22 protein-coding genes are annotated in these 26,241 nt (G+C 57.8%); 10 read left to right on the forward strand and 12 right to left on the reverse strand.

Annotated features, from left to right (window positions below; all coding sequences use genetic code 11):
- Position 1: 1 nt before the first annotated feature.
- The 9 genes from tolR (at position 2) to folD (ending at position 11,503) form a co-directional block, all read left to right on the forward strand.
- On the forward strand, positions 2 to 472 hold the full coding sequence (gene tolR, locus ACW9UQ_RS03970; RefSeq protein WP_458929702.1) for a protein TolR: 471 nt from the start codon (positions 2 to 4) through the stop codon (positions 470 to 472).
- Positions 473 to 475: 3 nt separating this feature from the next.
- Entirely contained in the window at positions 476 to 1,870 is a 1,395-nt protein-coding gene (locus tag ACW9UQ_RS03975; protein ID WP_458929703.1) for a hypothetical protein, read from the forward strand.
- Positions 1,871 to 2,599: 729 nt separating this feature from the next.
- The gene (gene tolB / locus ACW9UQ_RS03980; RefSeq protein ID WP_458929704.1) at positions 2,600 to 3,937 is read left to right on the forward strand and encodes a Tol-Pal system beta propeller repeat protein TolB; all 1,338 of its coding nucleotides are present in this window, start codon (positions 2,600 to 2,602) and stop codon (positions 3,935 to 3,937) included.
- 89 nt (positions 3,938 to 4,026) lie between these two features.
- Positions 4,027 to 4,569, forward strand: coding sequence for a peptidoglycan-associated lipoprotein Pal (pal, locus tag ACW9UQ_RS03985; RefSeq protein ID WP_458929705.1), 543 nt, complete (start codon positions 4,027 to 4,029; stop codon positions 4,567 to 4,569).
- 47 nt (positions 4,570 to 4,616) lie between these two features.
- Complete coding sequence (gene ybgF / locus ACW9UQ_RS03990; RefSeq protein WP_458929706.1) at positions 4,617 to 5,540, forward strand: tol-pal system protein YbgF; 924 nt, start codon at positions 4,617 to 4,619, stop codon at positions 5,538 to 5,540.
- Positions 5,537 to 6,766, forward strand: a complete 1,230-nt coding sequence (gene tilS / locus ACW9UQ_RS03995; protein WP_458929707.1) for a tRNA lysidine(34) synthetase TilS — start codon at positions 5,537 to 5,539, stop codon at positions 6,764 to 6,766. The genes ybgF and tilS overlap by 4 nt, the downstream gene beginning before the upstream one ends.
- A gap of 89 nt (positions 6,767 to 6,855) precedes the next feature.
- Positions 6,856 to 8,784: an ATP-dependent zinc metalloprotease FtsH gene (ftsH, locus tag ACW9UQ_RS04000; RefSeq protein ID WP_458929708.1), complete on the forward strand. Its 1,929-nt coding sequence runs from the start codon at positions 6,856 to 6,858 to the stop codon at positions 8,782 to 8,784.
- A gap of 149 nt (positions 8,785 to 8,933) precedes the next feature.
- Positions 8,934 to 10,610, forward strand: a complete 1,677-nt coding sequence (locus ACW9UQ_RS04005) for a formate--tetrahydrofolate ligase (RefSeq protein WP_458929709.1) — start codon at positions 8,934 to 8,936, stop codon at positions 10,608 to 10,610.
- Entirely contained in the window at positions 10,610 to 11,503 is an 894-nt protein-coding gene (folD, locus tag ACW9UQ_RS04010; RefSeq protein WP_458929710.1) for a bifunctional methylenetetrahydrofolate dehydrogenase/methenyltetrahydrofolate cyclohydrolase FolD, read from the forward strand. Before ACW9UQ_RS04005 ends, folD begins: the two co-directional genes overlap by 1 nt.
- Before the next feature lie 3 nt (positions 11,504 to 11,506).
- On the opposite strand, the gene pdeM is transcribed toward folD, so the two are convergent.
- Genes pdeM through ACW9UQ_RS04030 form a run of 4 tightly spaced genes read right to left on the reverse strand, consistent with a single transcriptional unit; the run spans position 11,507 to position 16,710 of the window.
- On the reverse strand, positions 11,507 to 12,184 hold the full coding sequence (gene pdeM / locus ACW9UQ_RS04015) for a ligase-associated DNA damage response endonuclease PdeM (protein WP_458929711.1): 678 nt from the start codon (positions 12,182 to 12,184) through the stop codon (positions 11,507 to 11,509).
- Positions 12,185 to 12,222: 38 nt separating this feature from the next.
- Positions 12,223 to 14,607 carry a ligase-associated DNA damage response DEXH box helicase gene (locus ACW9UQ_RS04020; RefSeq protein ID WP_458929712.1) on the reverse strand — a complete coding sequence of 795 codons (2,385 nt, stop codon included), beginning with the start codon at positions 14,605 to 14,607 and terminating at the stop codon, positions 12,223 to 12,225.
- Positions 14,604 to 15,401, reverse strand: coding sequence for an NAD(P)-dependent oxidoreductase (locus ACW9UQ_RS04025; protein WP_458929713.1), 798 nt, complete (start codon positions 15,399 to 15,401; stop codon positions 14,604 to 14,606). Before ACW9UQ_RS04025 ends, ACW9UQ_RS04020 begins: the two co-directional genes overlap by 4 nt.
- A 1-nt stretch (position 15,402) precedes the next feature.
- Positions 15,403 to 16,710: an ATPase gene (locus tag ACW9UQ_RS04030; RefSeq protein WP_458929714.1), complete on the reverse strand. Its 1,308-nt coding sequence runs from the start codon at positions 16,708 to 16,710 to the stop codon at positions 15,403 to 15,405.
- A 131-nt stretch (positions 16,711 to 16,841) separates the two neighbouring features.
- On the opposite strand from ACW9UQ_RS04030, the gene ACW9UQ_RS04035 reads away from it, so the two are divergent.
- Positions 16,842 to 18,455, forward strand: a complete 1,614-nt coding sequence (locus tag ACW9UQ_RS04035) for a hypothetical protein (RefSeq protein WP_458929715.1) — start codon at positions 16,842 to 16,844, stop codon at positions 18,453 to 18,455.
- On the opposite strand, the gene ACW9UQ_RS04040 is transcribed toward ACW9UQ_RS04035, so the two are convergent.
- From ACW9UQ_RS04040 to ACW9UQ_RS04075, 8 genes are all read right to left on the reverse strand, one after another.
- Positions 18,445 to 19,110, reverse strand: coding sequence for a prepilin peptidase (locus tag ACW9UQ_RS04040; protein WP_458929716.1), 666 nt, complete (start codon positions 19,108 to 19,110; stop codon positions 18,445 to 18,447). The two genes, ACW9UQ_RS04035 and ACW9UQ_RS04040, sit on opposite strands and share 11 nt — an antisense overlap.
- A 7-nt stretch (positions 19,111 to 19,117) precedes the next feature.
- Positions 19,118 to 19,987 (reverse strand): tetratricopeptide repeat protein, encoded by an 870-nt coding sequence (locus ACW9UQ_RS04045; RefSeq protein WP_458929717.1) that lies wholly within the window; start codon positions 19,985 to 19,987, stop codon positions 19,118 to 19,120.
- A 21-nt stretch (positions 19,988 to 20,008) separates the two neighbouring features.
- On the reverse strand, positions 20,009 to 20,578 hold the full coding sequence (locus ACW9UQ_RS04050; RefSeq protein WP_458929718.1) for a tetratricopeptide repeat protein: 570 nt from the start codon (positions 20,576 to 20,578) through the stop codon (positions 20,009 to 20,011).
- Between the two features lie 4 nt (positions 20,579 to 20,582).
- Positions 20,583 to 21,557: a type II secretion system F family protein gene (locus tag ACW9UQ_RS04055; RefSeq protein WP_458929719.1), complete on the reverse strand. Its 975-nt coding sequence runs from the start codon at positions 21,555 to 21,557 to the stop codon at positions 20,583 to 20,585.
- 12 nt (positions 21,558 to 21,569) lie between these two features.
- On the reverse strand, positions 21,570 to 22,532 hold the full coding sequence (locus ACW9UQ_RS04060; protein ID WP_458929720.1) for a type II secretion system F family protein: 963 nt from the start codon (positions 22,530 to 22,532) through the stop codon (positions 21,570 to 21,572).
- 28 nt (positions 22,533 to 22,560) lie between these two features.
- Positions 22,561 to 23,991, reverse strand: coding sequence for a CpaF family protein (locus ACW9UQ_RS04065; RefSeq protein WP_458929721.1), 1,431 nt, complete (start codon positions 23,989 to 23,991; stop codon positions 22,561 to 22,563).
- A 20-nt stretch (positions 23,992 to 24,011) separates the two neighbouring features.
- Positions 24,012 to 25,241 carry an AAA family ATPase gene (locus ACW9UQ_RS04070; protein WP_458929722.1) on the reverse strand — a complete coding sequence of 410 codons (1,230 nt, stop codon included), beginning with the start codon at positions 25,239 to 25,241 and terminating at the stop codon, positions 24,012 to 24,014.
- A gap of 359 nt (positions 25,242 to 25,600) precedes the next feature.
- Entirely contained in the window at positions 25,601 to 26,239 is a 639-nt protein-coding gene (locus ACW9UQ_RS04075; RefSeq protein ID WP_458929723.1) for an OmpA family protein, read from the reverse strand.
- Positions 26,240 to 26,241: the final 2 nt, after the last annotated feature.

Here is a 26,241-nt window from a genome sequence, read left to right on the forward strand (position 1 = left end):
CATGGGCGCCTCGATGATAGATCGCAGCGGCTCCAGCCGTCGGGGCCGGCGGCGCGGGGGGACCAAGCCAATGTCCGAAATCAATGTGACACCCTTTGTTGATGTGATGCTGGTTCTGCTGATTATCTTTATGGTCGCAGCGCCCTTGCTGCAGGTCGGCGTGCCGCTGGAACTGCCTGAGACCGCAGCGGAAAAGCTGCCGCAGGAAAAGGAAGAGCCGCTGGTCGTGTCAATGACCGCTGACGGGCTGGTCCTGATCCAGGAAACCGAGGTTCCGAAGGAATCGCTGATCCCGCTTCTGAAAGCGGTCATCAGCCAGCGTCAGGATGACAAAGTGTTTATTCGCGCCGATGGCAACATCGATTATGCTTCGGTGATGCAGGTGATGGGTGCGCTTAATCAGGCGGGGTATCACAATATTGGTCTGGTGACCGACAATGGTGGTCCGACCCTCGACCAGCCGGCGGAGTGATCGTTGCGCACGGGCTATGTCCTTTCTGCTTTGTTTCATGGCGGCGCTTTGGCGGTCGCCATTACCGGTTTGCCCTGGGCCAAGCCGCCGGAGCCGGAAACCATCAAGGTGGCCGAGGTCGAACTGATCCCTGCAAGCGATTTTGAAACCCGCAACGCAGAGGCAGAGCCTGAGGTTTTTGCAGAAGTCTTTGAGATGTCTTTTGAGAACACGGGTTCGCAAGAGGTTGGCGACACCCCCGACTTGGAGATCGAACATACCGGCGCAGTGACTGACGAAGTTGAAGCGCCTTCTGCTCGCGACAAACAGGCCGATTTGTCAGCCCTTCTGGAAGAATTGGCGCAGCCTGAGGTTGCGGTGAAGGTCAGTGATATTGACGATGCACCCGACGATCCTTTGGGCGGTATGTCTATGGGCGGTATGACCCTTGGAGGCGGCGAAACCTCCTTGCCAATGGGCGGACCGTCAAGACCGCAGCCGATGTCGATGGGTAGCTCGCCCGCCCCGACCCCGTTTGCGCCGCCCGCCTTGCCGACCAGCGCGACACGCTCGGACCGCGACGAAGATCCGGTTGAAGAAACCCCGGTCGAGACGGCGGAAGATACAACGCCAGAGGAAACGCCGCAGACCGATACTCCGCCTGACGACGTAACCCCGGAAGAGACACCGGTAGAAGACCCGGTTGAAGATACGCCGCCGGTTGACGAGGATGCCAAAGACCCGGTCGAAGAGGTGGATCCGGCCAGCCGTTCAACCCGCCCTGTTGCGCGTCCGCGCGACTTTGCCGACCAGGTGGCCGCCGCCGAAGAAGCACAGCGCGCGCGTGAAGAAGAGGCCGCAGCTGCCGAAGAGGCTGAACGTCAGCGCCAAGCCGAAGCGGATGCAGAGGCAGAGCGTCAGAGAGCCGAGGAACAGCATGCCGCAGAAGCGGCCGAGCGTGAGCGACTGGAGCAGGAAGCCGCAGAGCTGGAAGCCCAGCAACAGGCTGAAGAGGAACGTCTGGCTGAAGAAATTCGCCGCGCCGCTGAAGAAGCTGCAGCGGCGGAAGAAGCCGCAGCTAACGTTGCTGCGGCGGGTCCGCCAATGACCTCGGGTGAGAAGGACGCATTGAAATTCGCAGTCCAGAAATGCTGGAACCCGCCAAACGGATTGGCTAATGCTGGTAGCCTGAAGGTCACGCTATCTGTTAATCTGAATGCCGATGGCACGATCAACGGATCGCCCAAGCTGATTGACCCGCCTTCGATTAGTTCCGATCAAGTTGAAATCGCTTACGAAGCTGCCCGGCGTGCGATCATCCGGTGCGGTGCACGCGGGTATGAGCTGCCGCGTGAGAAATATGAGCATTGGAAAAATCTTGAGGTTGTGTTTAACCCCGAAGGCGTTTTGGGGTTTTGAGCCGGGTTTCCTGAATGATCAGAATATAGCCCTGGCTGATTCAATGGTATCCACAGGCCGTTGAAATATAGCAGGAGCAAACGGATAAAATGACGTTTTTTGATCTAAAGTCTCATTTGGCCATCCGGCAATGACATCCGAAACTACAGCACGCCGCACCAATTTTTTTGGGTACAGATCTGGGGTGATGGCACTTATGTCGCTGGGCGTCATTGCTATGGTGACAGAGAGCTTTGCACAAGAGCCCACCCCCCGGCCGCGGTTGAGCCAAGAGGCTCCGGTCGATCCGACGCCTCCGATGACAAAGAGCGAAGTTGCTGCGCTAGTTGGCGCAATTCAAAGGTGTTGGCTGCCGCCAGAGGGTGTTTCAGGCTCGAATGCCTCCATCAACGTCCGCATACAGTTGACTGAGGGTGGGCAATTGGCTGCCGAGCCGCAGTTGCTTGGCCCTGATACGCTTGAGGACCCGGTGACCGCTCAGCTTTATTCAGCCGCCGTTTCAGCGATTGTGAAATGCACGAAACAAGGCCTTCCACTGCCGCCAGATAAGTATAGCAGATGGAAAGATATTCGGGCGGCGTTCAAGGCGGGAGGCTAGCTGGATATTGAGCGGTTTGTCATAGCCAGAAACAAAATGTTGATTGCGCATTCTACGGCGCACTGGGCATAGCCGCACAAAAATGAGATACTGTCCGGAAACAAAAGCAGGCAGAGCAGGAAACAGGGCGCATGATCAGGCTTTTTTGTGCATTTCTCATGGCATTGGGTGTCCCCAGCGCGGGACTGACGCAGGATCGGCCGCCATTGCGGATCGAAATTACCGAGGGCGTGGTTGAGCCATTACCCTTCGCAATGCCCGTATTCGTTGCCGAGAATCCCGGCGCACAGGGGTTGGCACAGCAAATCTCCCAGGTTATTCTGGACGATCTGAACGGATCTGGGCTGTTCCGGGAAATCCCGCCAGCGGCGCATATCGGGCGGATCACCAGCTTTGACGCACCGGTGCAATTTGCCAACTGGACGCCAATCAATGCTCAGGCCCTGATCACTGGTGCCGTTGCCACCACCAATGATGGACGCGTCGTCGTCAAATTCCGCCTCTGGGACGTTTTCGCCCAGACCCAGTTGGGCGAGGGTCAGCAATTTGCCGGGCCGCAGGAAAGCTGGCGGCGTATGGCCCACAAGGCGGCAGATCAGGTCTATTCGCGGCTGACAGGTGAGAGCGGCTATTTCGACAGCCGTATGGTTTTTGTCTCGGAAACCGGGCCCAAAAACGCTAGGCGCAAGCAGATCGCGGTGATTGATCAGGATGGCCACAACCCGCGCTATCTGACCGAAGATAACTCTATCGTGCTGGCACCGCGTTGGTCGCCGGATAACTCCAAGATCATCTATACCTCTTATGAAAGTGGTCGGCCGCAGGTGATCGTTATGGACGTTCGCAGCCTGCAAAAGCAGGCGTTTGGTGATCTGGGCACCGTGTCCTTTGCGCCGCGCTTCTCGCCGGATGGGCAAAGGGTGATTTTGTCGCTGAATGACGGTGCGAACACCGATATCTACGAGATTTCGCTGGTCGATGGTCAGCGGCGCCGGTTGACCACGTCACCGGCGATCGAGACCGCCCCCAGCTATTCGCCGGATGGCAGTCAGATCGTGTTTGAAAGCGATCGCGGCGGCTCGCAGCAGCTTTATATCATGCCAGCCTCGGGTGGCGATGGCACGCGGATCAGCTTTGGCAAGGGCAGCTACGGCACGCCGGTCTGGTCGCCGCGTGGGGACCTGATCGCTTTTACCAAAATCCTGGATGGACAGTTCCATATCGGTGTGATGACGGTTGATGGTAGCCGGGAACGCCTGCTGACCCGGTCTTTTCTGGACGAAGGCCCAAGCTGGTCGCCCAACGGGCGTGTGGTTGTCTTTTTCCGTGAGACACCAGGCTCCGAAGGTGCGCCGAAGCTGTATTCGGTGGATATCACGACATCGGTGGACGATCTGGGCGGCAATCTGCGCCCAATCCCCACACCTGCCTTCGGGTCCGACCCCAACTGGTCACCGCTTTTGCCTTGATTGGCTATGCGGGCTGAATCGAGTGTGGTATGATGGAAGCAAGGTCCGAAAAACGGGCCACGACAAGAGCAACGAGGTACGAGACAGTGATGACACGCAGCATTGCGCTGCTGCTAATGGCAGCGGCAACGGTATCCGCCTGCACCAGGGGTGATGATGCCACGGGCCTATTCAATAACGACCCAGGGACGATCGACGGCCCCTATGGCCCAGGCGGTCCGACCGGGCCGGGATCGGGTCTGGATGGCGGACCGATTGACCAGCGCAGTCTGGCGTTCTTTTCCGAACAGATCGGCGACCGGGTTCTGTTCCCCGTTGACCAAAGCACCCTGACCCCTGAGGCAATGGCGATCCTTGATGGGCAGGCTGCCTGGTTGTCGCAGCGCTCTGCTGCGCAGATCACCATCGAAGGCCATGCGGATGAGCAGGGCACGCGGGAATACAACATTGCCCTGTCGGCCCGCCGGGCCAGTGCCGTGCGCAACTATCTGGTGACCAAGGGCATCCCCGATGTGCGCTTGTCGACCATCCCGTTTGGGAAAGAGCGCCCGGTTGAGGTTTGCTCGACCGAGGCCTGCTGGTCGAAAAACCGTCGCGCCGTCACGGTTGTCACAAGTGGTCTAGGGTCCTAAGCGACCCTTAAAGGGGCACTTAGGTGCCGCAAACAAGGAGTGGATCAATGCGCATTCTGACGATCCTTATTCTCGTACTGGGCCTGCCGCTGAGTGTGTCAGCCCAGACCACTGACCGGCAGAAACTGGCGGATATCCGGGCGGAAATCGGCGAGTTAAGCGCGCAGATCCAGCGGTTGAAGCTGGAGTTGCAGACCGAAACACCCGCAACAACGGGCATTGCGGATGCGACCCCGATCCTGCAGCGTATTGAGTTGATGGAACAGGAATTGCGCCGTGTCACCGATCAGGTTGAGCGGCTGCAGTTCGATATTCGGCAGATTGTCGCCGATGGCACCAACCGTATTGATGACCTGAAGTTTCGCCTGACGGAGCTGGAAGGCGGCGACATTGCCAGCATCCCCGAGACGACACCGTTGGGCACAGGGTCAACCACGCCGACCTCACGGCCTGCGTCGGATAACAACGGCACGCCAACCACTATCCGCCCGGTACTGCGTCCGCGCGATCAGGCGCAAACGCCGGTGATTGAAACCACGCCGCCAATCGAAACCCCAGCCGGGGACGTTCTGGCGCAGGTCCCACAGACCGAGCAGGAGATGTTTGACGCAGGGCTTGCCGCGTTCCGGTCCGGTGCGTATCGCGACGCCTCGGACAGGTTTGCGGAACTGCTGGTAAAGCACCCCAACGGGCCGATGGCCAGCGATGCCGCGTTCTGGCAAGGGGAGGCCTTGGCCAATCAGGGCGAGTGGAACCTGGCTGCGCGCAGCTATCTGAACAGTTTTTCCGGCGCGCCGCAGGGAGCCAAAGCGCCCGAGGCGCTTTTCCGCCTTGGTGTGTCGCTGGGACGTTTGGGACAGACGGACGAGGCCTGCCTGACGCTGGCGGAGGTTGGCAACCGTTATCCCAATGTCAGCCCGGCCATACTGGACAGCACCAATCAGGAACGTCAGGCGCTGGGCTGTTCTTGACCGCAGCGGATGCGCTGAACCGCGCACTTTGTGCAGCACCCACAGGGCCGCTGGCGGTTGCGGTATCCGGGGGGGGCGATTCCGTTGCGTTGTTGTGCCTGCTGACCGATTGGGGCCAGCGCCCCCTTATTGCAGCGACCGTCGATCACCAGTTGCGGCCCGAAAGCCGGGCGGAGGCAGAGGCCGTTGCCCGCCTGTGCAAAAAGCTTGGTATTTCCCATGACATCCTGACATGGACGGACCCTGACGGCCCGGGAAACCTGCAGGACCGGGCGCGCATGGCACGGCGACGGTTATTGGCGAACTGGGCTTCGGCCAAAGGGGCGGGGGCCGTGGTGCTTGGCCATACCCTCGATGATCAGGCGGAAACGGTTTTGATGCGTTTGGCGCGTGGTTCCGGTGTTGATGGACTGGGCGGGATGTATGCCACCAGCACCGCCGATGGCATGACCTGGCTGCGCCCTTTGCTTGGCGTCTCGCGGCAGGACTTGCGATATGTGTTGAGAGCCCGGGGCACGCCTTGGGTGGACGATCCCAGCAATGCCGACCCCCGATTTGCACGTATTCGGATGCGCCAGTTGATGCCGACCCTTTCTAAGGAAGGGCTGGATGCAGAGACATTGGCCGCAACTGCGGAACGGATGCAGATGACCCGCGCGGTTCTTGATGACGCCGCCGCCGCCCTTGCCGGGGCTGCTGTGACGCTAAGCGAGCTTGGCTATGCCCGGTTGGATCTGCCGCTTTGGCGCGCGGCGCGCAGGGAAACGCGTTTGCGAGTGCTTTCGGCCATCCTGAACTGGACCGCGGCGCAAAGCTATCGCCCACGGTTGCGCGACCTTACTCGGATCGAGGACATGTTGCTTGCCGAACAACTCGGCGTGCGCACGCTGCATGGATGTATGGTGCGCAGCAAGGGGGGAGAGGCGACGATCTGCCGGGAACCCGCAGCGACGGGGTCGGAACTGCCCGTTGGCGCGATCTGGGACGACAAATGGAAAACCGGCGGACCGCCCGGGGCGGTTGTGCGGGCCTTGGGCGAATCAGGTCTGGCGATGTGCAAGGACTGGCGCGAAACCGGCCATCCGCGCGAGGCCCTACTCGCCAGCCCCGCGATCTGGTATAAGGACACGCTGTCCTGCACTGCATGGGCGGTAAAGGACGCGGCATTTTGTCTGCAACTGGCACGTCCTGCGCAATTGTGCTTTACCAATTCTAAGGGCTGTTGAATCTAGATAGCCAAAACATATCTGTAAGGCCTGATCCGGATGGCCAAAGCCGGGACTGATGATCTAATCGCCGGCATAGGAGAACGAACGTGGGAAACTCCAAGAACCTGATTTTCTGGGTGGCAATGTTTGTCGTGCTGATGATGCTGGCGCAGGTATTCAGCAACAACAGCTCGTCTGGCAGTGCCGGGAACATCTCGTTTTCCGATTTTGTTGAGCGGGTTGAGGCCGGAAAGATCGCCTCGGTCGAGTTGGACGGCGAGAATATCATTGTCGTCGACAAACAGAATAACCGCTATCGGACCATTCAGCCCAGAGACAGTGAGATTATCCCCATTCTTCTGGAACATGATGTCGTGATCGAGGCCGAACCGCAGGAACAGTCCAGCTTTTTCGCGGCGCTTAGCCTTTGGTTGCCGGTTCTGCTGCTGATCGGTGTCTGGATTTATTTCATGAACCGGATGCAGGGCGGTGGTCGTGGCGGCGCCATGGGGTTTGGCAAATCCAAGGCCAAGATGCTGACGGAACGCTCGGGCAAGGTGACCTTTGACGAGGTTGCGGGCATTGATGAGGCCAAGGAAGAGCTTGAGGAAATCGTTGAGTTCCTGCGCGATCCGCAGAAATTCAGCCGCCTTGGCGGCAAGATTCCAAAGGGCGCACTGCTGGTCGGCCCTCCGGGCACCGGTAAAACCCTGCTGGCTCGTGCCATCGCGGGGGAGGCTGGGGTGCCGTTCTTTACCATCTCGGGCTCTGATTTTGTCGAGATGTTTGTCGGGGTCGGCGCATCCCGTGTCCGCGATATGTTCGATCAGGCGAAGAAAAACGCGCCTTGCATCGTCTTCATCGATGAGATTGACGCCGTGGGCCGTCACCGCGGTGCCGGATATGGCGGTGGCAATGACGAGCGAGAGCAGACCCTGAACCAGCTGCTGGTGGAAATGGACGGGTTTGAGGCGAATGAAGGTGTGATCCTTCTGGCTGCTACCAACCGCCCTGACGTGCTGGACCCCGCACTGAAACGCCCGGGCCGCTTTGACCGGCAGGTGCATGTGCCTAATCCGGATATCAAGGGCCGCCAGAAAATCCTTGAGGTTCACGCTCGCAAGGTGCCGCTTGGCCCCGATGTAGACCTGCGCATCATCGCCCGCGGCACACCAGGCTTTTCTGGAGCCGATCTTGCCAATCTGGTCAATGAAAGCGCCCTGATGGCGGCCCGTCTGGGCAAACGCTTTGTCACCATGGATGATTTCGAAAAGGCCAAGGACAAGGTGATGATGGGGGCGGAGCGCCGCTCTATGGTGCTGACGGATGAGCAGAAGGAAATGACTGCCTACCATGAGGCCGGACATGCCATTGTCGGGATGACGCTGCCAAAATGTGATCCAGTTTACAAAGCCACGATCATCCCGCGCGGACAGGCCTTGGGTATGGTTATTTCACTGCCTGAAATGGACCGCCTGAACTACCATAAGGACGAAGCCACCCAGAAGATTGCCATGGCGATGGCAGGCAAGGCCGCTGAGGTCCTTAAATGGGGCGATGATCGGGTATCAAATGGCCCGGCGGGCGATATCCAGCAAGCCTCAGGTATTGCGCGTGCAATGGTGATGCGCTGGGGTATGTCCGATAAGGTTGGCAATATCGACTATTCCGAAGCCGCAGAAGGTTATCAGGGCAATACTGGTGGTTTCTCGGTCTCTGCCAAGACCAAAGAACTGATCGAAGACGAGGTGCGCGGCCTGATCGAAAGCGGCTACGAGACGGCCAAGAAAATTCTGTCTGATAAGTCGGAAGAATTTGAACGACTGGCCAAAGGCCTGCTGGAATATGAAACGCTGACCGGCGAAGAGATTGAGCGCGTGATGCGGGGGGAACCGCCGACACAGGACCAGGATGGCGGCGATAGCCCTGCAAAAAGCGAAGAGAATGCCAGCGTTGCCGCGATCCCCAAGGCGGGCAAGCCGCGTCGAAAGCGCCCGGACGCTGATCCTGGCCTTGAGCCGGAACCACAGGCTTAAGCAAACAGCAGATAACCTTATCCGACCCTGCCCCTAAACAGGTGGGGTCGTTTGTGTTGGGTGTCTTGTCGGATTTTGGGCAACTTCGGGCCTGACATTCCTGTCTGATCCGTTACAGATGCCTATTAAATAATCAGGGAGGGATAAACATGGGCTTTCGGTCCGATATTGAGATTGCGCGTGACGCGCAGAAACACCCCATTCAGGACATTGGCGCAAAGCTGGGCATCGGGGCGGAAAACCTGATCCCCTTTGGCCATGACAAGGCCAAGGTCTCGGCTGACTTCATTGCGGGCCTTCAGGACCGGCCCGATGGGAAGCTTATCCTTGTGACAGCAATCAACCCAACCCCGGCGGGTGAGGGGAAGACCACCACGACGGTTGGTCTGGGCGACGGGCTGAACGCCATCGGCAAAAAGGCTGCGATTTGTATCCGCGAAGCCTCACTTGGCCCCTGCTTTGGCATGAAAGGCGGGGCAGCTGGCGGCGGTCTGGCGCAGGTTGTGCCGATGGAGGATATGAACCTGCATTTCACAGGTGATTTCCACGCCATCACCTCGGCCCATAACCTTTTGTCGGCGATGATCGACAATCATATCTACTGGGGCAACGAACTGCAGATCGACGAGCGCAGGGTCGTGTGGCGCAGGGTTTTGGACATGAATGACCGGGCTTTGCGTGATACGGTCACCTCTCTGGGCGGCGTGGCCAACGGGTTCCCCCGGCAAACCGGATTTGACATCACGGTTGCGTCCGAGGTCATGGCGATCCTGTGTCTGGCGACCGATCTGGATGACCTGAAGAAGCGTCTGGGCGATATTATCGTCGCCTATACCCGCAAGCGCGAGCCGATTTATTGCCGCGACATAAAGGCTGATGGCGCAATGACCGTTCTGCTGGCGCAAGCGTTGCAGCCCAATATCGTGCAGACACTGGAAAACAACCCGGCCTTTGTGCATGGCGGCCCGTTTGCCAATATCGCGCATGGCTGCAACTCGGTCATTGCGACCAAGACCGCGCTGAAACTGGCGGATTACGTGGTGACAGAGGCCGGGTTTGGCGCCGATCTTGGGGCCGAGAAATTCCTGGATATCAAGTGCCGCAAGGCGGGGTTGTCGCCCTCGGCCGTGGTGATTGTGGCCACGGTGCGGGCGCTGAAAATGAATGGCGGCGTGGCCAAGGATGATCTGGGCGTTGAGAATGTGGATGCCGTGACCGCTGGCTGCGCCAATCTGGGGCGTCATATCGAAAACATCAAAAGCTTCGGTGTGCCTGCCGTGGTTGCCATCAATCATTTCACCACCGATACGGATGCAGAGGTGGCGGCGATCCGCGATTATGCCGCTTCGCTCGGGGCGGAGGCTATCCTTTGCCGCCATTGGGCCGACGGCTCTGCTGGGACGAAAGACCTGGCAACGCGGGTGGTGGAGATTGTTGAGGCGGGCGAGGCCGCGTTCGCCCCGATCTATCCTGATGCCATGCCGCTGATGGAAAAGATCGAAACCATTGCCAAGCGTATTTACCGCGCTGATGAGGTGCTGGCCGATCAGAAAATCCGCAATCAGTTGAAAGACTGGGAGGCGGCAGGCTATGGCGATCTGCCGGTTTGTATGGCCAAGACGCAATACAGCTTTACCACCGATCCGACACGCCGCGGCGCACCGACCGGCCATTCCGTCCCGATCCGGGAGGTGCGGCTGTCCGCCGGTGCGGGCTTTGTCGTGGTGATCTGCGGTGAGATCATGACCATGCCCGGCCTGCCCCGCAAACCAGCGGCAGAAGCGATCGGGTTGAATGAGGCAGGCGAGATCGAGGGGCTGTTCTGATGGTGGCGGACACTATTAATGGAAAGGCATTTGCTGCTGACCTGCGTGCGCGGGTCGGGCGGGAGGTCGCGGCGCTGAAAGCGCAGCATGGCATCACGCCAGGGCTTGCTGTGGTGCTGGTGGGCGAAGATCCGGCCAGCCAGGTTTATGTTCGGTCCAAAGGCAAGATGACGGTTGGGGCGGGCATGAAATCGGTGGAGCATAAGCTGGCCGCCGATACGTCCGAGGCAGAGCTGCTGGCGGTGGTTGACCGCCTGAATGCCGATGCAGAGATCCACGGCATTCTGGTGCAGCTGCCCTTGCCGGATCACATTGATGAGGAAAAGGTCATCAATGCCATCGACCCGGCCAAGGATGTTGACGGGTTTCACATCCTGAATGTCGGTCGGCTTGGGACCGGACAGAAAGCCATGGTGCCCTGCACCCCGCTGGGCTGTCTGATGCTGTTGCGTGACCGGCTGGGAAGCTTGTCCGGGCTGAATGCAGTGGTGGTCGGGCGCTCCAACATCGTTGGCAAGCCGATGGCCAACCTGCTGTTGCGCAACAGTTGCACTGTGACCATCGCACATTCGCGGACCAAGGATATCGAAGCGCTGTGTCGCGGCGCGGATATCCTTGTTGCGGCGGTCGGACGGGCAGAGATGATCAACCGCGACTGGATCAAGCCCGGTGCGACGGTGATTGATGTGGGCATCAACCGGATTGAGGCCGATGAAGGAAAGACGCGGCTGGTCGGTGATGTCGATTTCGCCAGTGCATCCCAGGTTGCGGGTGCGATTACCCCGGTGCCGGGCGGCGTTGGCCCGATGACCATAGCTTGCCTGCTGGCCAATACCCTGACGGCCTGTTGCCGCAGCAATGGCTTGCCGGAACCGGATGGGTTGACGCCCTGAGGCTCAGGCGGTTTTCCGGTCTGGCAGTGGGATAACGCAAGGTGTGCTGCCGGTTAGGATGGCGAAGGCTTGCGGCCCGAACAACCCGCGCAGCGCCTCTTCGGAGGTGCTAAGCCCACCAGTATAGGTGCCAAAGGCGGGAAGGATCAGGCGCGCTGCATCATGCAGGAAACATGGCCGGCTCAGGCCGCCAGCGCGGGTCTGGACATGGGTTTTGGGGTGATAATGCCCCGAAACCTCGCCCGCGACCGCGCGCGGTTCGGCAATATGACGAAAAGTCAGGGGGCCTCGTGATAGTTCAGGCACGGCCGTTCCCCCCAGCCCCGGATTGCTGCGGTCATGGTTCCCTTCGATCCAGAACCACCGCCGACCGGCCATCAGCCCTTTGATCTGCGCCCGATCCTCCTCATCAAGATTTTCGGCGCAGACATCATCGTCAAAGGAATCACCCAGGCAGACGACTGTTCCCGGCGAAAGCTCTGATATTTCAGCTTCAAGGCGCAGCAACGTCTCGCGCGTTTCAAAGGGGGGCAGCAATGCGCCGCCGCGCCGGGCCATGCGCTCTGATTTGCCCAGATGCAGATCAGAAACGCACAATAATCCAGCCTCTGCCCACCACAGCGCACCGCTGGGGCGGGCGGTTAAACAGGTATCATTAAGAGTGAATTCTACGCCGGGCATGGGGAATACAAAACAGGAACAAACCCGTTTCTGCAAGCCTATTTCAACCCGGCTTCCTGCATTAATCGGTCGCTTTCTTCCTGCAGGGCCAGATCGGTGCCTGTGCCCATGATTGGCACTTTGCCAACCTCAAGCATCAGGGGGGCGGCCAGTGGTGTTACATGCGGGGGCAGAATGTGATTGGAGGCGTTCTGCGCGCGGTCCAGCATCTCTTCGATCCGGTCGAAATCCACCAGGCCCCGCTGTGCCTCCTCCCTTGTGATCCGCATCAGCAGATGATCGGGGTCGTATTTGCGCAAGGTGTCGTAAAGGATGTCAGAGGAAAACGTGGCCTGTTTTCCGGTTTTACGTTGTCCCGGCATGTTGCGTTCGATCAGCCCCGCGATGATTGCCGCAGTCCGAAAGCTGCGCTTCATCACCGCATTTTCGCCCAGCCAGGTCTCCAGCCCTTCACGCAAGCCCTCGGGGCTGATCAGCGGGGCGATATCTTTGACCAGTTTCAGGCCCCAGACCAACACGCCGTAGTCGTTGGACACAAACCCGGTGGGGGCAAGACCCGCCTCTTCCATTCGGCGGGTTAGCAGCAGGCCCAGCGTCTGATTGGCATTGCGCCCGGCAAAGGAATAGAGGCTAAGATAGGCCCGGTCATGGCGCCAGAATGCCTCGGACAGCAGCATGCCGGGCTGCGGCAGTTCGGACAGGGCACGTTGCTGCTCCAGCCAGTCCTGTGTATGGCGCGGCAGCGCCGCCCACGCCGCCGGGTCTGACAGAATGCCGATGACGCGGTGCGACAGTTCCAGTGACATGGCCATACGCAGGCCGGAAAAAACAGCGATCTTTGGTTGTTTTGTCGGTTGCGGAGAGACCACAATCGCCATCTCTCGCATGCTTTCATAGCGCACAGTCTGACCGCCGATCAGGAAGGTATCGCCGGGGGAGAGGGTTGAGGCAAAATACTCCTCCATCTCGCCCAGATGCTTGTGGTTGCGCATCCGCACCGCCATCGTCTCGGACTGAACGATGGTGCCGATATTCATGCGCAGATTGCGGGTGGTGCGCGGATCGCGCAGCTGCCAGCTGCCGTTCCGCTCGACCAGTCTTTGCCAGCGATCATAGGCGCGAAAAGCGTAGCCGCCGGTAGCGCAGAATTCCAGACAATCGTCGAACTGTGCGCGGGACAGATGGCCATAGGGGCCAGCGGTACGGACCTCGGCCAGTAGGGTTTCAGCGTTGAAAGGACCGGCACAGGCCGTCAGCAGAATGTGCTGACACAGGACGTCTAGCGGGGCAGGGCGGGTTTCGGCCCGGTCCAGATCACCGGCGCGGATCGCTTCAAGGGCGGCCTGGCATTCCACCACCTCGAACCGGTTGGCGGGCGCCAGCAAGGCGCGCGATGGTGTGTCATAGCGGTGCCCGGCCCGCCCGATCCGCTGCACCAGACGTTTTACATTCTTGGGCCCGCCGACCTGAATAACCAGATCGACATCGCCCCAGTCGATCCCAAGGTCGAGCGAGGCCGTGCAGACAATCGCGCGCAATTCACCGGCCACCATCGCGGCCTCTACCTTTTCGCGCGCTTCGCGAGCGAGAGAGCCGTGGTGGATTGCGATTGGCAAAGCCTCAGTATTTTCGGCCCAAAGTGCCTGAAAGAACAATTCGGCCTGGGCGCGGGTGTTGATGAAGACCAGCGTTGTGTTGGCCTGTCTGATCTGGTCCATCACCTCAGACGCGCAATAAAGCCCGGTCGCGCCAGCCCAGGGGGGCAGTTCGGCGGTGCGGAGCATGGCGATATCCGGTTCCGGCCCGGGATCGGCATGGATGATGCTGCAGCCATCTGGCGCGAACAAAGCCGCCAGCCCCTGCGGATCGTCCACCGTTGCAGACAGCCCGACCCGCGACAGCCCCGGGTTCATCGCTTGCAGGCGCGCCAGACCCAGCAGCATCTGGTCGCCGCGCTTGCTTTCCATCAACGCGTGGATTTCATCGACCACCACCCGTTTCAGCCCGGCAAAGATGCGCGGTGCGTCCTCATAGGACAAAAGCAGGGCCAGGCTTTCCGGGGTGGTCAGCAGGATATGCGGCGGGGAATGGCGCTGGCGCTGGCGGGCGGATTGCTTGGTGTCGCCGGTGCGGTCCTCGATCCGTATATCAAGACCCATCTCTTCGACCGGGGTGCGCAGGTTGCGGCGGATATCTGCAGCCAGCGCCTTCAGCGGAGAGATATAGAGCGTATGCATCCCGTCATGCGGGCTCTGCAGATCAACCAAAGACGGCAGGAAACCCGCAAGCGTCTTGCCCCCACCCGTGGGCGCGATCAACAAGGTGGCGGGATCGTCCGCCCGCGTCAGCATATCCAACTGATGCGCATGCGGTGCCCAGCCGCGGGCGGCGAACCAATCAGCAAAGCGAGGTGGCAGGTTCACGTCAGGGGTGTCAGGTTTTTCAGCATCGCGATCAGAGTATCGCCGAATTCCGGGCTTGGGGAAACCGCCTGACCGCTGGCAACATCCTTGGCCAGAATGCCCATGGTGTTGGCGGGGTCAAAGCCCTCGCCCACCCAGTCGATACGGTCGAAATTTTGCGACACCCAGCTTAGCCCGGAACTGGAATTCAGCACCTTCAGCATGGTGTCGCGGTCAATCCCCTGCGCCTCGGCCCCGGCCAGCGCTAGCCGCGTCGCGACCAGCGAGGAGGCCGCGATCAGGTTGTTCATAACCTTTGCCGTCATCCCAGCGCCAAGGCTGCCAATATGATGAATCTCTTGCCCCATGGCGTGAAACAGCGGCATCAGTGGGGCGATCTGCTCCGCCTCCCCGCCCAACATGAAGGATAGGTTGCGTTCCCTTGCGGCCACAGGCGCGCCAGACATCGGGGCATCTAGCAAGGTGATGTGGTCGGGAATACGGCGGCGCAGATCGGCCAGAAAGTCCGGAGCGATAGTTGAGGATATTATCAGCGTTTTCAGTGATTTGGCGCGATCAAGCAGCGCCTGATCGCCGAAGAGCAATCCCTCGGTCTGGGGAATGTCGCGCACGACTGAGAATATTGTCTCGGTGCCATCAGCGAACCAGTCGACATCCGTTCGGACGGGCAGGGCGGCGTTGGTAAACTCTGCCTTTGGCCGAACATCCAAACCGCGGACATGAAAAGAAGCGGAGGCCAGCGCCTCCGCCATTGGTAATCCCATTGCGCCGCAACCGGCGACGCCGATCTGCATCCTATTCTTCGTCGACGAACAGATTTTCCCACGCGCGTTCGACCAGTGGAATAGTCATCTTGCGCGGCAGCCCTTCGTAATCGGCAATTGACAGCATCTGGTCGATCAGGAAGGGTGCGTGATAGGAGGCGAACTGATTGTCACGCTCTGGATACTTGTTTTTCAGAAGGTGGGTCAGCACCTCTTCGTCCGGCTTGATCTTGTAGTGCCGGGCGGTCTTCACAAAGACCTTGATGAAGTCGTCGCGGTGCGGGTTGTCCACCTTGATCTTATAGTAAATACGACGCAGGGCCGCGCCATCGAACATTTCCGATGGTGTAAAGTTGGTGGAGAAGATCACCAGCGTGTCAAACGGCACCATGAATTTCTGGCCCGATTGCAGCGACAGAATATCAAAGCTGGCTTCCATCGGAACAATCCAGCGGTTGATCAGGGCCTGTGGCGGTTCGGACTGACGCCCAAGGTCATCGATGATGAAGACGCCGCCGGTGGCCTTCAACTGCAACGGTGCCTGATAGGTCCGGCTGATTTCGTTGTAGTTCAGATCCAGCATATCAAGGGTCAATTCACCACCGGTCATCACCGACGGGCGACGGCACAGCACGTAGCGCTGATCATAGCCTGTCTCACCCCGGCGGAGGGAGTTTGCATCCTCCGCCTTGGTTTTGGCGATGGTATGCACGATCGGGTCGAAGACCGAGATCACCTGCCCGGCATATTCGAGAAATTTCGGGACATAGATATTGTCGCCCAGTGCGTCACGAATCCCGTTGGAAATCGACGATTTACCGTTTCCTGGCGGTCCATAAAGCAGCACCGACCGGCCCGAGTTCACCGCGGGTCCCAGTTGGTCCAGCATGCCTGCGGGCAGAACCAGATGCGACATGGAGTTTTCCAGACGTTCCTGTGTGATCACAGCATCCGAAATCTGCTGGCGCGCAGTTTGTTTCCAATAGTCGTCCAGAGGAACGGGCAAAGCGCCGTAGTATTCAGATTGCGTCAAAGCATCCAAAGCACGCGCGCGACCGCCATCGGTCAGCTGGTACCGCAACTCAGACGAAGACAGCGAGCCGATAGCCCCAAGCGTCTCAATCAGGTTCTGCTCTCGCGCCATGTCGATCAGATCCTGCGCAATCGGCGGATTTACGGAAAGCGCCTTGGCAATATCGGACAGCGTGTTGAGATTGCGCCGGAACATCGTTTTCAGCAGGATATCGCGCATCAACACGATTTCCAGGCCCAGATCCTCAAGAGACATAGGTGATTTTGGCGCGAAGGAGCCTTCGGGCGCGTTAGCCATATCGTTCATTGCAATAACCCTTTGGACGCAGAACTGTTGCAGGATATCGGATGTATAGTTGGCAAAAAAGGCTTTTCTGCGTTGCGACGAAGACGAAAAGCCGTCTATGGTTTTTTTGATGCGGTAGGGAATTCGACATAATGCGTAGTGAAATCAAGTTTGTAACAGGTATGGCTATATTTACCTGTGTCATTATCGCTGTTTCGCTATTGCCCGGGGCTTTACGAGTGACCGGGCATGAGGGTGACCTGATTCATACCATTGATGCGGCCAGCCGTATGGCCGACGGTCAATTGCAGCATATCGACTACATGACCCCGTTAGGGGTTTTGGCGGTCGCGCCTATTGCACTTTTCATGAAGCTGGGAACTGGGCCGGGCATGGCGGTGCTTTTGGCGCAAGCTTTGGTTTGCATGATTTTCTTGCCGCTTCTTTTGCTGGCCACTCGCCGTCGACTGGAAGGCGGCGTTCGGCTGGCCTTCGTGGTTGGGGCAGTACTGTTGACCACATCACTGGTGTATGGCGGTGATAATCCGTCAACCTCTCTGGCGCTCTACTACAATCGCTGGGCTTGGGTGCTGGCGGCGTTGATTATTCTGATATTGATGGTCCGTCCCGACCAGCCGACCACCCGTTCAGACGCGGTGGTGCTTGGTCTAAGTGCTGCGGGTTTGGCCTTGCTTAAGGTAACGTATCTTTTGGGGCTTCTGCCCTTTGGGTTGGTTGCCATACTTTACGATCGAAACTGGCGTTTGCTGGGTGGTGCGTTGCTTGTTGCTTTGCTGGTAAGCGCTGCCGCTACGCTGGCTTTTGGAGGTATCGCGTTCTGGCGCGCCTATATTTTTGACCTTCTGGCAACGATGGTAAGCCCGATCAGAACACAGCCGGGAGAGGATTACACCTCGCTGATGGGCAAGCCTGCCTACATCACGATGTCGATCACAGCACTTCTGGCCGTGGTTTACTGGCGCAAGACCCAGCGCCTGCGCGAGGGGCTTTTGCTGCTGCTTTTGTTTCCCGGGCTGGTTTATATCGTCTACCAGAACTGGGGGCATGACCCGACCTGGCTGTTCATCCTTGCCCTTCTGCTGCTGGGGATTCCTGCGCCGCAGCAGGCAAAGCCCTTTATGGATATTAACGCAGGTGCATTTGGACGGATTTTGGCGCTGGTCTTGTTCGTGATCTATGCGCCAAGCGTCATCAATATCACCACGTCTGTGCCGCGTCATCTGGGCTATGTTCTTGATGACCAGTTCGTTCCTCTATTTCCCAGGTCCGATTGGTCTGATCTGCAGGTGCGTCGCGATACTTTTGAAAAGCCGCTGGCAACGATTGTACTTGTCGGCGTGACGTTGCCGAGTGCCGAGGATGCAGAAGACGCACCGGAGCCTCCTGCTTTGCTGAATGGCGAGGAGTTGGAAAGTTGCGATCTGTCGACTGGATTGGTCGGATGGCTACACAAGATTGCCAGGGATGTCGAACAAACGGGCTTGGCTGACGGCAAGCAGGTGATGTTAGCCGATATTCTTGATCCGCTTCACCTTTTTGGATCTTTCGAAAGGTTGGAACATGGCGCTCCCTGGTATTACGGTTTTGATGATGGAGCAGAGACAGCGGCATTTCTAGCTGTGCCGCTTTGCCCGTTATCGATCAAAGCCAGAGACGCAAAGCTGCAGGCGATTGAAAAGGAAGGGTTGCGCCTGCAAGAGGTCGCGCGGACAGACACTGTTATCTTGCTAAGTATCAGCCGCTGAAGGCGGATAGCCCAAGGGTCACAAGCCAAGCGGCAGAGATAGACAGCCCCATCGGATATCGCTTGCGCCGCCAAGAGACCCAGCGCGGGGCAAGAGCGCGGATGCAGCGTTGCTGACGCGCCCAGCGGTGCAGCACAAATCCGCAAAGAATGGCCCCGGCCAGAATGATAATAAAGAAGGACATTGCCGTCAGACCGACCCAAGGCAGCACGACTGCAAGAAACTTGAGGTCGCCGCCTCCAATCTGCTCCATCGTAAGGCTCAAAAACAACAGCGCTGCGAATGTACCTACGCCGGTTCCCGCGTAACGTATGTAGTCCTCCTTAGGTGTCAGGAAGTATCCGGCGATAAGGAGTATTACCATAATGGCGATGACCACTTTGTGCAGCAGCGTCATTCGGCTTAAGTCCAGAAAAGCAGCCCAAAACTCAAAGCACAGGATCGCAAAGAAAAACATTGCCGCAATGATCGCGACACCCACCGCAATGCGCCACAAATACTCCTCAAACGGAAATAAAAACGGCCCGATAACAAGGAAGACCACCGCGATTGCGATGTTCATCCGATTTGGCAATTTCATCCGGCTAAGATCTTGAAAGGCCGCCCAGAACCCGAAGGGCAGGGCGGCCAGAAAGAGGATCAGTTCAGCAGACAACGGAGGATCAACGAATCACGTTGTTGCCCTGAAGCGCGGCAAGTTTGTTGACAGCTTCGGGGAAATGCTGCGGGTGCGTCTCAATCGCCTCTTCCAGCAGACCTTTACCGGTTTGCAGCTTGCCAGCACGGATCGCCTGTAGTGCGATATTGTGCAGAAGTTGCGCTTTTTCGGTTTCGGTCAGTGGAACTACCGGCAGCTCGTAGATGCCGCGCCGAGCACGGGACAGGGCCAGGTTGTTCTTGGCACTGAACAGTTTGGGATCAAAGGCCACGGCCTTTCGGAACATCTCCTCCGCGCCGTTATGGTCGCCACGTGCCGTTTTTGAGATGCCCCAGTTGTTAAAGATTGCCGCTGGCCGCGTGGTCAGGCCGCGCGCAGTATCGTAGAAATGATCCGCTTTCTTCCAGTTCTTCTGGGAGTCTGCGACCATAGCTTCCAAACGATAGCGGTCATATGTTTCGACATTCGGCGGGATGGCGTTGAGCTGTTGCGAAGCTTCTTTCCATTTGCCGTTATGGATAAGTGCCTCGGCATAATATAGCCGATCCTGATCTGTCAGTTCCCCAGATGCGTCGATTTGCTCGAACACCAGGACAGCTTCAGTGGTGCGTTTCGCGCGCATTAGTGATCGGGCATAGCCCTGTTTGAACTCCAACCGGTCGGGATCGTTGTTCAAAGCGTTGCGGAAATAGTTCGCTGCCTGGTTTGGATCAGCGAAATCCAGCATGATTTCATTCAGGTTTGCAGCATCAATGACGTTGATACCGTCAAGACTTTCAATGGCTTCGCGATCCGCTTCGTGATCTGCGCAACCTGCCAGCGTGACTGTGGCCAGAATCCCCAGTCTCGCCAGGATTTTACCCCGGGTTTGCATTTGCCTGTACCTCTGCTCGGTTTATTGTTCTCCAAGTAGAAGATACTGCCCATTGCCCCGTCTTACCAAGCGAAAATCGTAGTCTTCGGTCGGTTCAGACCCAATATTTTGAATTTTTTTGTCCAAACGACGCAAATTGTCGCGAATTTCGTCTGTATTTCCACTGTCAAGTGCGTAGGCCACGCGGAAAAGTTCGCGCGCTTCGCCGTATTCGTTCTTGGCATCCAGGACAACGCCTAGGTTATTCAGGGCGGGAACGAACTTAGGATCTTTTTTAACTGCCCTGCGCAAAAGTTCTTCGGCTTGGTCTAGTCGTCCAAGGCGCAGGTTGACAGAGCCGAGTGCCGAAAGGACATCAACGTTGGCGCCAAGCTCTGCGGCCGCTAGGTAGTAGGCCTTTAGTGCGAGTTCAAGCTCTCCCGCCTCCATTAGGCGATGCCCGACTGTAAGCCCGTCAACGCCCTCAACTGCTTGTGCGCCGCGGGAAGGGGCGACGCCGACGCGGTCGTTGATAAGGACATCGGGATTCGAACAGCCGCCCAAAAGGGCGGCTGCAATGGCGATCAACAGAGTAGACCTCAAATTTGGCATAGGGTCACTTCAGTAGTGTCTGCGAGATATCGTAGAAGGACGGACCAACCAGAATGATCAGCAGTGGTGGAACACAGAACATCATGGTTCCCAGCGTCATTTTGGTCGGCAGCTTGTTGGCTTTTTCTTCTGCACGCATCACACGTTTGTCCCGCATCTCGGACGCATAGACGCGCAATGCGTCCGCGATAGAGGTACCGAACGTTGCCGATTGGACCAGAACGGTAACAAAGGCCGAGATATCGGAAACACCGCAGCGCTCGCCCATATCGCGCAGAACTGTCACGCGGTCCTTACCGGCCCGCATTTCATTTGAGACGATCTCAAATTCTTCGGCGAGGTTAGGGTACCCGGATTTGATCTCTGTCGCGACCCTCAGGATCGACTGGTCCAGCGACTGACCAGCCTCAACACAGACCAGCATCAGGTCAAGTGCGTCTGGGAAACCATTGGTGATATCTTCCTGGCGAACCTGTTTGCGTCGTTCTACCCAGTAATCCGGCAGATAGTAGCCAACCACACCGGGGATAAGCACGGTCAAAAGAACGCTGGTCAGGCTTGGCGATCCACTTTGAAACAGGACGTAAAGCGTTCCGATCGCAAGGAACAGGACGCCCAGAACAAAGCGTGCCAGATGATAAGTCGATACGGCATTCCGGGTGCGATAGCCGGCCTGAATAAGTTTCAGACGTGTCGCGCCAAGCTCTTTCTGGTCCTTCGGCTCAAGCAGTGGCTTGAAGCGTTCCAACTGCCGGTTGCCGCCACCATCATAGCGCAGCCGTACCGGCTTTGCCTTGCCGGAACCGGGCGTCATCACAGAGGAACCTTTAAGCCTGTCCAGCGGGTCGGCCTTTTGCTTGAACAGCAAAGGTGCGGTAATCAGGATCATGGTCAGGCCAAGAAAGCCCAGAATATAGAGCGGCCCGAGCGGCCCAAAGGCTGCGTTTATAAATTCCCAGCCGTAGTTAAGCATATCCATCTGGCTGCTCCCTCAAACCTTGATGTCGACCATCATCTTCATGAAGATGATGTTCACGACGAGAAAGATTGCGACAACGATTGCGGCTGGCACGAAGGCGGAAGAGTTCTTCACGTCATCGTAATAATCAGGCTCGATCAACTGGATCATGATCAAGGCAGCAATCGGGAACATGGAAAGAAACCAACCGGACCAGCGTGCTTCTGCGGTGATCGCTTTCACCCGGCGGAAAAGCTTGAAACGGGCGCGGATCACTTTCGCCAGGCCGTCAAGAATCTCTGCTAGGTTACCACCCGATGTGCTTTGGATTGCGACAGCCACCGACAGGAACTTCACATCCTGGGTATCGATCCGTTCGGCCATTTCGTTCAGGGATTCAGTGACGTCGGCACCATAGGTGCTTTCGTCGGCGATCATCCCGAACTCTGTGCCCAAGGGATCGGGCATTTCCTGCGCAACGATGTTGATGGCGGACGAAAAGGGGTGACCGACGCGCAGCGACCGAACGATCAATTCTACCGCATCGGGAAGCTGCTCTTCAAACAGCTCCATCCGCTTCTTTGCCTTGCCGTTCAGCCAGACATAGACCGCGCCATATCCCATCACTACCGACAGGGCCAGCCGGATGGCGATGCCCGAATTGGTAAAGAACGTCAGGCCAAGAAATGAGGTAACGGCCACAACAACCATCACCACAAGCAGCGCAACAGGGGTAAAGGCGATATTCGCCTGCGCGGCCTTGGCGCTTAGCGGAGCAAGAAGAGGGATGCCCGCATTGCTGTTATGTTGTTCACGCTCTTTGCGCAGCTGGTTGAGCACGCTTTCGGCCGTTTCGCCCTTTTCCAGAAGCTCAAGGCGACGGTTGACCTTACTTTCCAAGCGTACTGATTTGCCGAAAGCAAGAAGGTAGATGCCTTCGACCATAAAGAATACGCCAACGAAGATCAGCGCGTAGATGACGGGTTCTGCACTCATGTATTCATCTCCCTGGTGGCTGCGCGCATTACAGTGTGTTTGTGACTGTATAAATGCTGGACGGCAGCTCGTAGCCCCACTGCGTGAAGCGTTCGGAGTACTTGGACCGGATACCTGTCGGGGTGAAATGGCCGATAATCTTGCCGCCATCGCCCAGACCGGTACGCTGGAATTTGAATACCTCCTGCATGGAGATTATTTCCCCTTCCATCCCGGTCACCTCGGTGATCGATACCATACGACGCGAACCGTCCTGCAAACGGCTGACCTGTACGATCAGGTTAACCGCCGAGGCGATCTGCTGGCGCACCGCCTTGATCGGCATTTCGATCCCGGCCATCGCGACCATATTTTCCAGACGCGAAACTGCGTCTCGGGCTGAGTTGGCGTGGATCGTGGTCATTGATCCGTCGTGGCCGGTGTTCATGGCCTGAAGCATGTCGATCACTTCGTGGCCACGTGTCTCACCCACGATGATGCGGTCAGGACGCATACGCAGGGCGTTCCTAAGTAGATCGCGCTGCGAAACCTCGCCTTTGCCTTCAACGTTGGCAGGGCGGCTTTCCATCCGGCCCACATGCACCTGTTGCAGCTGAAGTTCTGCTGTATCCTCAATCGTCACGATGCGTTCGGCATCATCAATGAAGGACGACAATGCGTTCAGCGTGGTGGTTTTACCAGAACCGGTACCACCCGAAACAATGATGTTCAGCCGGGTGGAAACTGCAGCCTGAAGATAGGCCGCCATTTCCTCGGTAAAGGCGCCAAACTCGACCAGTTCGTCAACCGAAAGCTTGTCTTTAGAGAATTTACGGATGGAGACCAGAGCTCCATCCACCGCACAGGGCGGAACCATCGCGTTGAAACGTGATCCGTCGCCAAGGCGAGCATCAACATAAGGGTGGCTTTCATCGACGCGACGACCGACCGCCGAGACGATCTTGTCAATGATGCGCATCAGATGTCGATCATCCTTGAACCGGACATTGGTCAGTTCCAGCTTACCCGCGCGTTCGACGAACACCTGCAATGGCCCATTGACCAGAATATCGTTGATCGTTGGATCTTTCAGCAGCGGTTCCAGAGGGCCCAGGCCGTTGATCTCATCGATTAGGTCAGCGTTAAGCTGCTCTACCTCAGCGGCATTCAGGACGACACCGGATTCGCGCAGCCCCTCGCGGGTGATGATAGAAATTTCCTGCTTCAGCTCTGCTTCTGTCGCCTGATCCAGAACCGAGAGGTTCAGGTTTTCCAGCAGCCGCTTGTGCAGCTGCATCCGGACGTCCAGAAGCTTCTCAAGCCGCTTTGCCTCTTTTTCAGAGGCGGCGATCTCCTGCTGGGTCGACTGATGCTTGGACTTGTCCTGACGTTGTTTCTGTTTGAATGCGGCTTCCGTCTTATCGATTTCGATCTTCGGCGGAGCCGGCATGTCCTGGGGGCGCTGATAGCGGCGAAACATGAAACTATCCCTCTAGCAAATCAAAGCGCGACAGCGGCCTTATCGGCCACCACGGCTTCGTAGATTGATTCCGCAATGTTGCGATATTCTTTCCGCAACACGTTTTTCGGATGACTTTCAGCGAGCGGAGCCCCCTCATCGCCGCTGGATTGCACTTGCTTGCCGCCCTCAGGCAGCATGATGTTGACCTCAACCCCAAGACTTTCTGCCAGGCGCTTGGCCCGTGCCTTGCCATTCAGGTCAGTGAAGCCCGGGGCGCGGTTAAGCGCAAACTGGACTTTTTCGTAGGGCAGATCCTCAGCCTTAAGGGCGCGCAGGAACCGCAGGCAGTTCTGAGCCGAACGCATGTCGATCTCCATCACTGCAAAGAAGGTTTCAGCCATGCGAAGAACATTGTCTGACCAGTGGACCAGGGCCTGAGGCATATCGACGACAACAAAGTCGTAGGAGGATTTGGCAATTTCCAAGATTCTTGTGACATCTTCGGGGGCGATAATGTCCAGTGGCAGCGCGTCCATCGGTGCGGTCAGCACCGCAAGCCGTGTTTTATAGGATGTAAGGGCCTGACTGAGCGAATCATGATCAATCGCCGACGGATCGGAGATCAGTTCGTAGATCGCTTCGCGCCGGGGCAGGTCCAGATATGTCGAAATGGACCCATACTGAAAGTTGAAGTCCAACAGCGCTACGCGCTTGTCGGTCTTCTTGGTCATCAGCGACAACTCCCAGGCCAGATTGACCGCGAAGGTTGAGGCGCCAACGCCGCCCGCCACGCCATAAACAGGCATAATCACGCCATGACGGTTTTTGCCTCCTGAGGAGGTAGCTTCGTCACGCGGTGTCGCGGTGAACTTGCTGCGCATACGCGCAATGGAATCGGTCAGTGCGCCATCCGGAAGCGGATAAGGGGCGAAATCATCCGCGCCGACCCGAAGCAGCTGGTGCAGACCGGTGGGCGAAATGTCTTTAGCCACGAGCAGAACTTTCAGCCCGTGGTCTCGTGCGGCCTGTACCACACGTGCTGCCGGCGTCAGATCAGCCTCGTCGATGTTGCTGACGGCAACAATGGCAATTTCCAGATCAGGACCGATACCCGCCTTGATCGTCGCCTCGCCCTTTGCCAGATCCAGCGGAGCCCAACGCCCTGCCAGCTCCCGGTTCAGGTCCTCGGTCAGGGCCGGGAAATCCTCGTGCCGGGAGGCAATCGAGTAAATCTCGACTTCCTCTGGTTTCGCCTTCAACAACGCCATCAGTGATCCTCATACATTAGAAGCCTGTCGCCACGGCCTATTTACCCACTTTGTCGAAGCTGGACTGTCCGGACCGTGACAGGGGCCACAGGTTTCAGCATCAAACAGTGTAGGTCAAGCATGGGCTAATATACACGATCATTCTGCTACAAGCCCCAACAATTATTCAGATTTTGCAAAGAAAATGGCGAAAGTGAGGCTTCAGTATCACGTGTTGTTGTTTCAGCTGCCTTCAGTCGGCGGAGAGTCGCCGACGATCGGGGAATTGTCTTTTGTGCAGCGTTTTAGATTCGCGCATCAAAAAACCGCCGGATTTGCATCCGGCGGTTAGTTGAAGTGGCTTATGGTGCTTGAGAGCCTTATTCGCCCTCGCTAACCGCACCAGTAGAAGCAACTGTGGGCGAAGCCTCGGTTGCATAGTTTGTGTAGATGTTATCGGCTACCTTGCCATCGAAGTCACCGCCAGCATAGCCGCGAGCTACTCCGATTACTTCAGTGACTGTACGGCGGTTCAGCCGTTCGCGGTTGTTGGTTGGCACCAGTGGGCGGGTCTCGCCGTAGGATGCCACCGCTTCCAGCTTGTCGCGCTGTACACCGCGGGCAACCAGATAGTTGACCACTGCACGTGCACGGCGCAGGCCAAGGGCCTTGTTGTAGCCGTTGGAACCAACCTTGTCGGTGTGTCCGTAAACACGGAACTTGACGTATGGGTTGGTACGGATCCAAGCAGCCTGTTGATCCAGAGATGCGCGCGCCTGCTCATCAAGTTGCGAACTGTTGAACGCAAAGTTGATCATGTCTGGCGCGCTGGCCCGGAAGTTTTCCGACAGCTTGGCAAGCACGCCACCGGAAAGATAGGCCGACTGGGCAACCTGGTTGTTGGTCGTCGCGCCGCCGAAGGCAGACGACGTGGACAGGTCCCCGGCGACTTGGCCTTCGCAGCCTGCCAGAAGCAAGAAGCCGATGGCCGCGGTTGATTTAAGCAATGTGCTTTTCATCG

The organism is Halovulum sp. GXIMD14793 (assembly GCF_054457435.1).

Bases quoted from the DNA above. Each gene is read 5' to 3' on its own strand.
- tolB (WP_458929704.1), top strand. From the start codon at position 2,600: ATGATCAGGCTTTTTTGTGCATTTCTCATGGCATTGGGTGTCCCCAGC.
- ACW9UQ_RS04065 (WP_458929721.1), bottom strand. From the start codon at position 23,991: ATGTTTCGCCGCTATCAGCGCCCCCAGGACATGCCGGCTCCGCCGAAG.
- ACW9UQ_RS04005 (WP_458929709.1), top strand. From the start codon at position 8,934: ATGGGCTTTCGGTCCGATATTGAGATTGCGCGTGACGCGCAGAAACAC.
- ACW9UQ_RS04075 (WP_458929723.1), bottom strand. From the start codon at position 26,239: ATGAAAAGCACATTGCTTAAATCAACCGCGGCCATCGGCTTCTTGCTT.
- ACW9UQ_RS04030 (WP_458929714.1), bottom strand. From the start codon at position 16,710: ATGAACGATATGGCTAACGCGCCCGAAGGCTCCTTCGCGCCAAAATCA.
- ACW9UQ_RS04045 (WP_458929717.1), bottom strand. From the start codon at position 19,987: ATGCAAACCCGGGGTAAAATCCTGGCGAGACTGGGGATTCTGGCCACA.
- ACW9UQ_RS04025 (WP_458929713.1), bottom strand. From the start codon at position 15,401: ATGCAGATCGGCGTCGCCGGTTGCGGCGCAATGGGATTACCAATGGCG.
- ACW9UQ_RS04070 (WP_458929722.1), bottom strand. From the start codon at position 25,241: ATGGCGTTGTTGAAGGCGAAACCAGAGGAAGTCGAGATTTACTCGATT.
- ACW9UQ_RS04055 (WP_458929719.1), bottom strand. From the start codon at position 21,557: ATGGATATGCTTAACTACGGCTGGGAATTTATAAACGCAGCCTTTGGG.
- pdeM (WP_458929711.1), bottom strand. From the start codon at position 12,184: ATGCCCGGCGTAGAATTCACTCTTAATGATACCTGTTTAACCGCCCGC.
- ACW9UQ_RS04050 (WP_458929718.1), bottom strand. From the start codon at position 20,578: ATGCCAAATTTGAGGTCTACTCTGTTGATCGCCATTGCAGCCGCCCTT.
- pal (WP_458929705.1), top strand. From the start codon at position 4,027: ATGACACGCAGCATTGCGCTGCTGCTAATGGCAGCGGCAACGGTATCC.
- folD (WP_458929710.1), top strand. From the start codon at position 10,610: ATGGTGGCGGACACTATTAATGGAAAGGCATTTGCTGCTGACCTGCGT.
- ACW9UQ_RS04060 (WP_458929720.1), bottom strand. From the start codon at position 22,532: ATGAGTGCAGAACCCGTCATCTACGCGCTGATCTTCGTTGGCGTATTC.
- tolR (WP_458929702.1), top strand. From the start codon at position 2: ATGGGCGCCTCGATGATAGATCGCAGCGGCTCCAGCCGTCGGGGCCGG.
- ybgF (WP_458929706.1), top strand. From the start codon at position 4,617: ATGCGCATTCTGACGATCCTTATTCTCGTACTGGGCCTGCCGCTGAGT.
- ACW9UQ_RS04035 (WP_458929715.1), top strand. From the start codon at position 16,842: ATGCGTAGTGAAATCAAGTTTGTAACAGGTATGGCTATATTTACCTGT.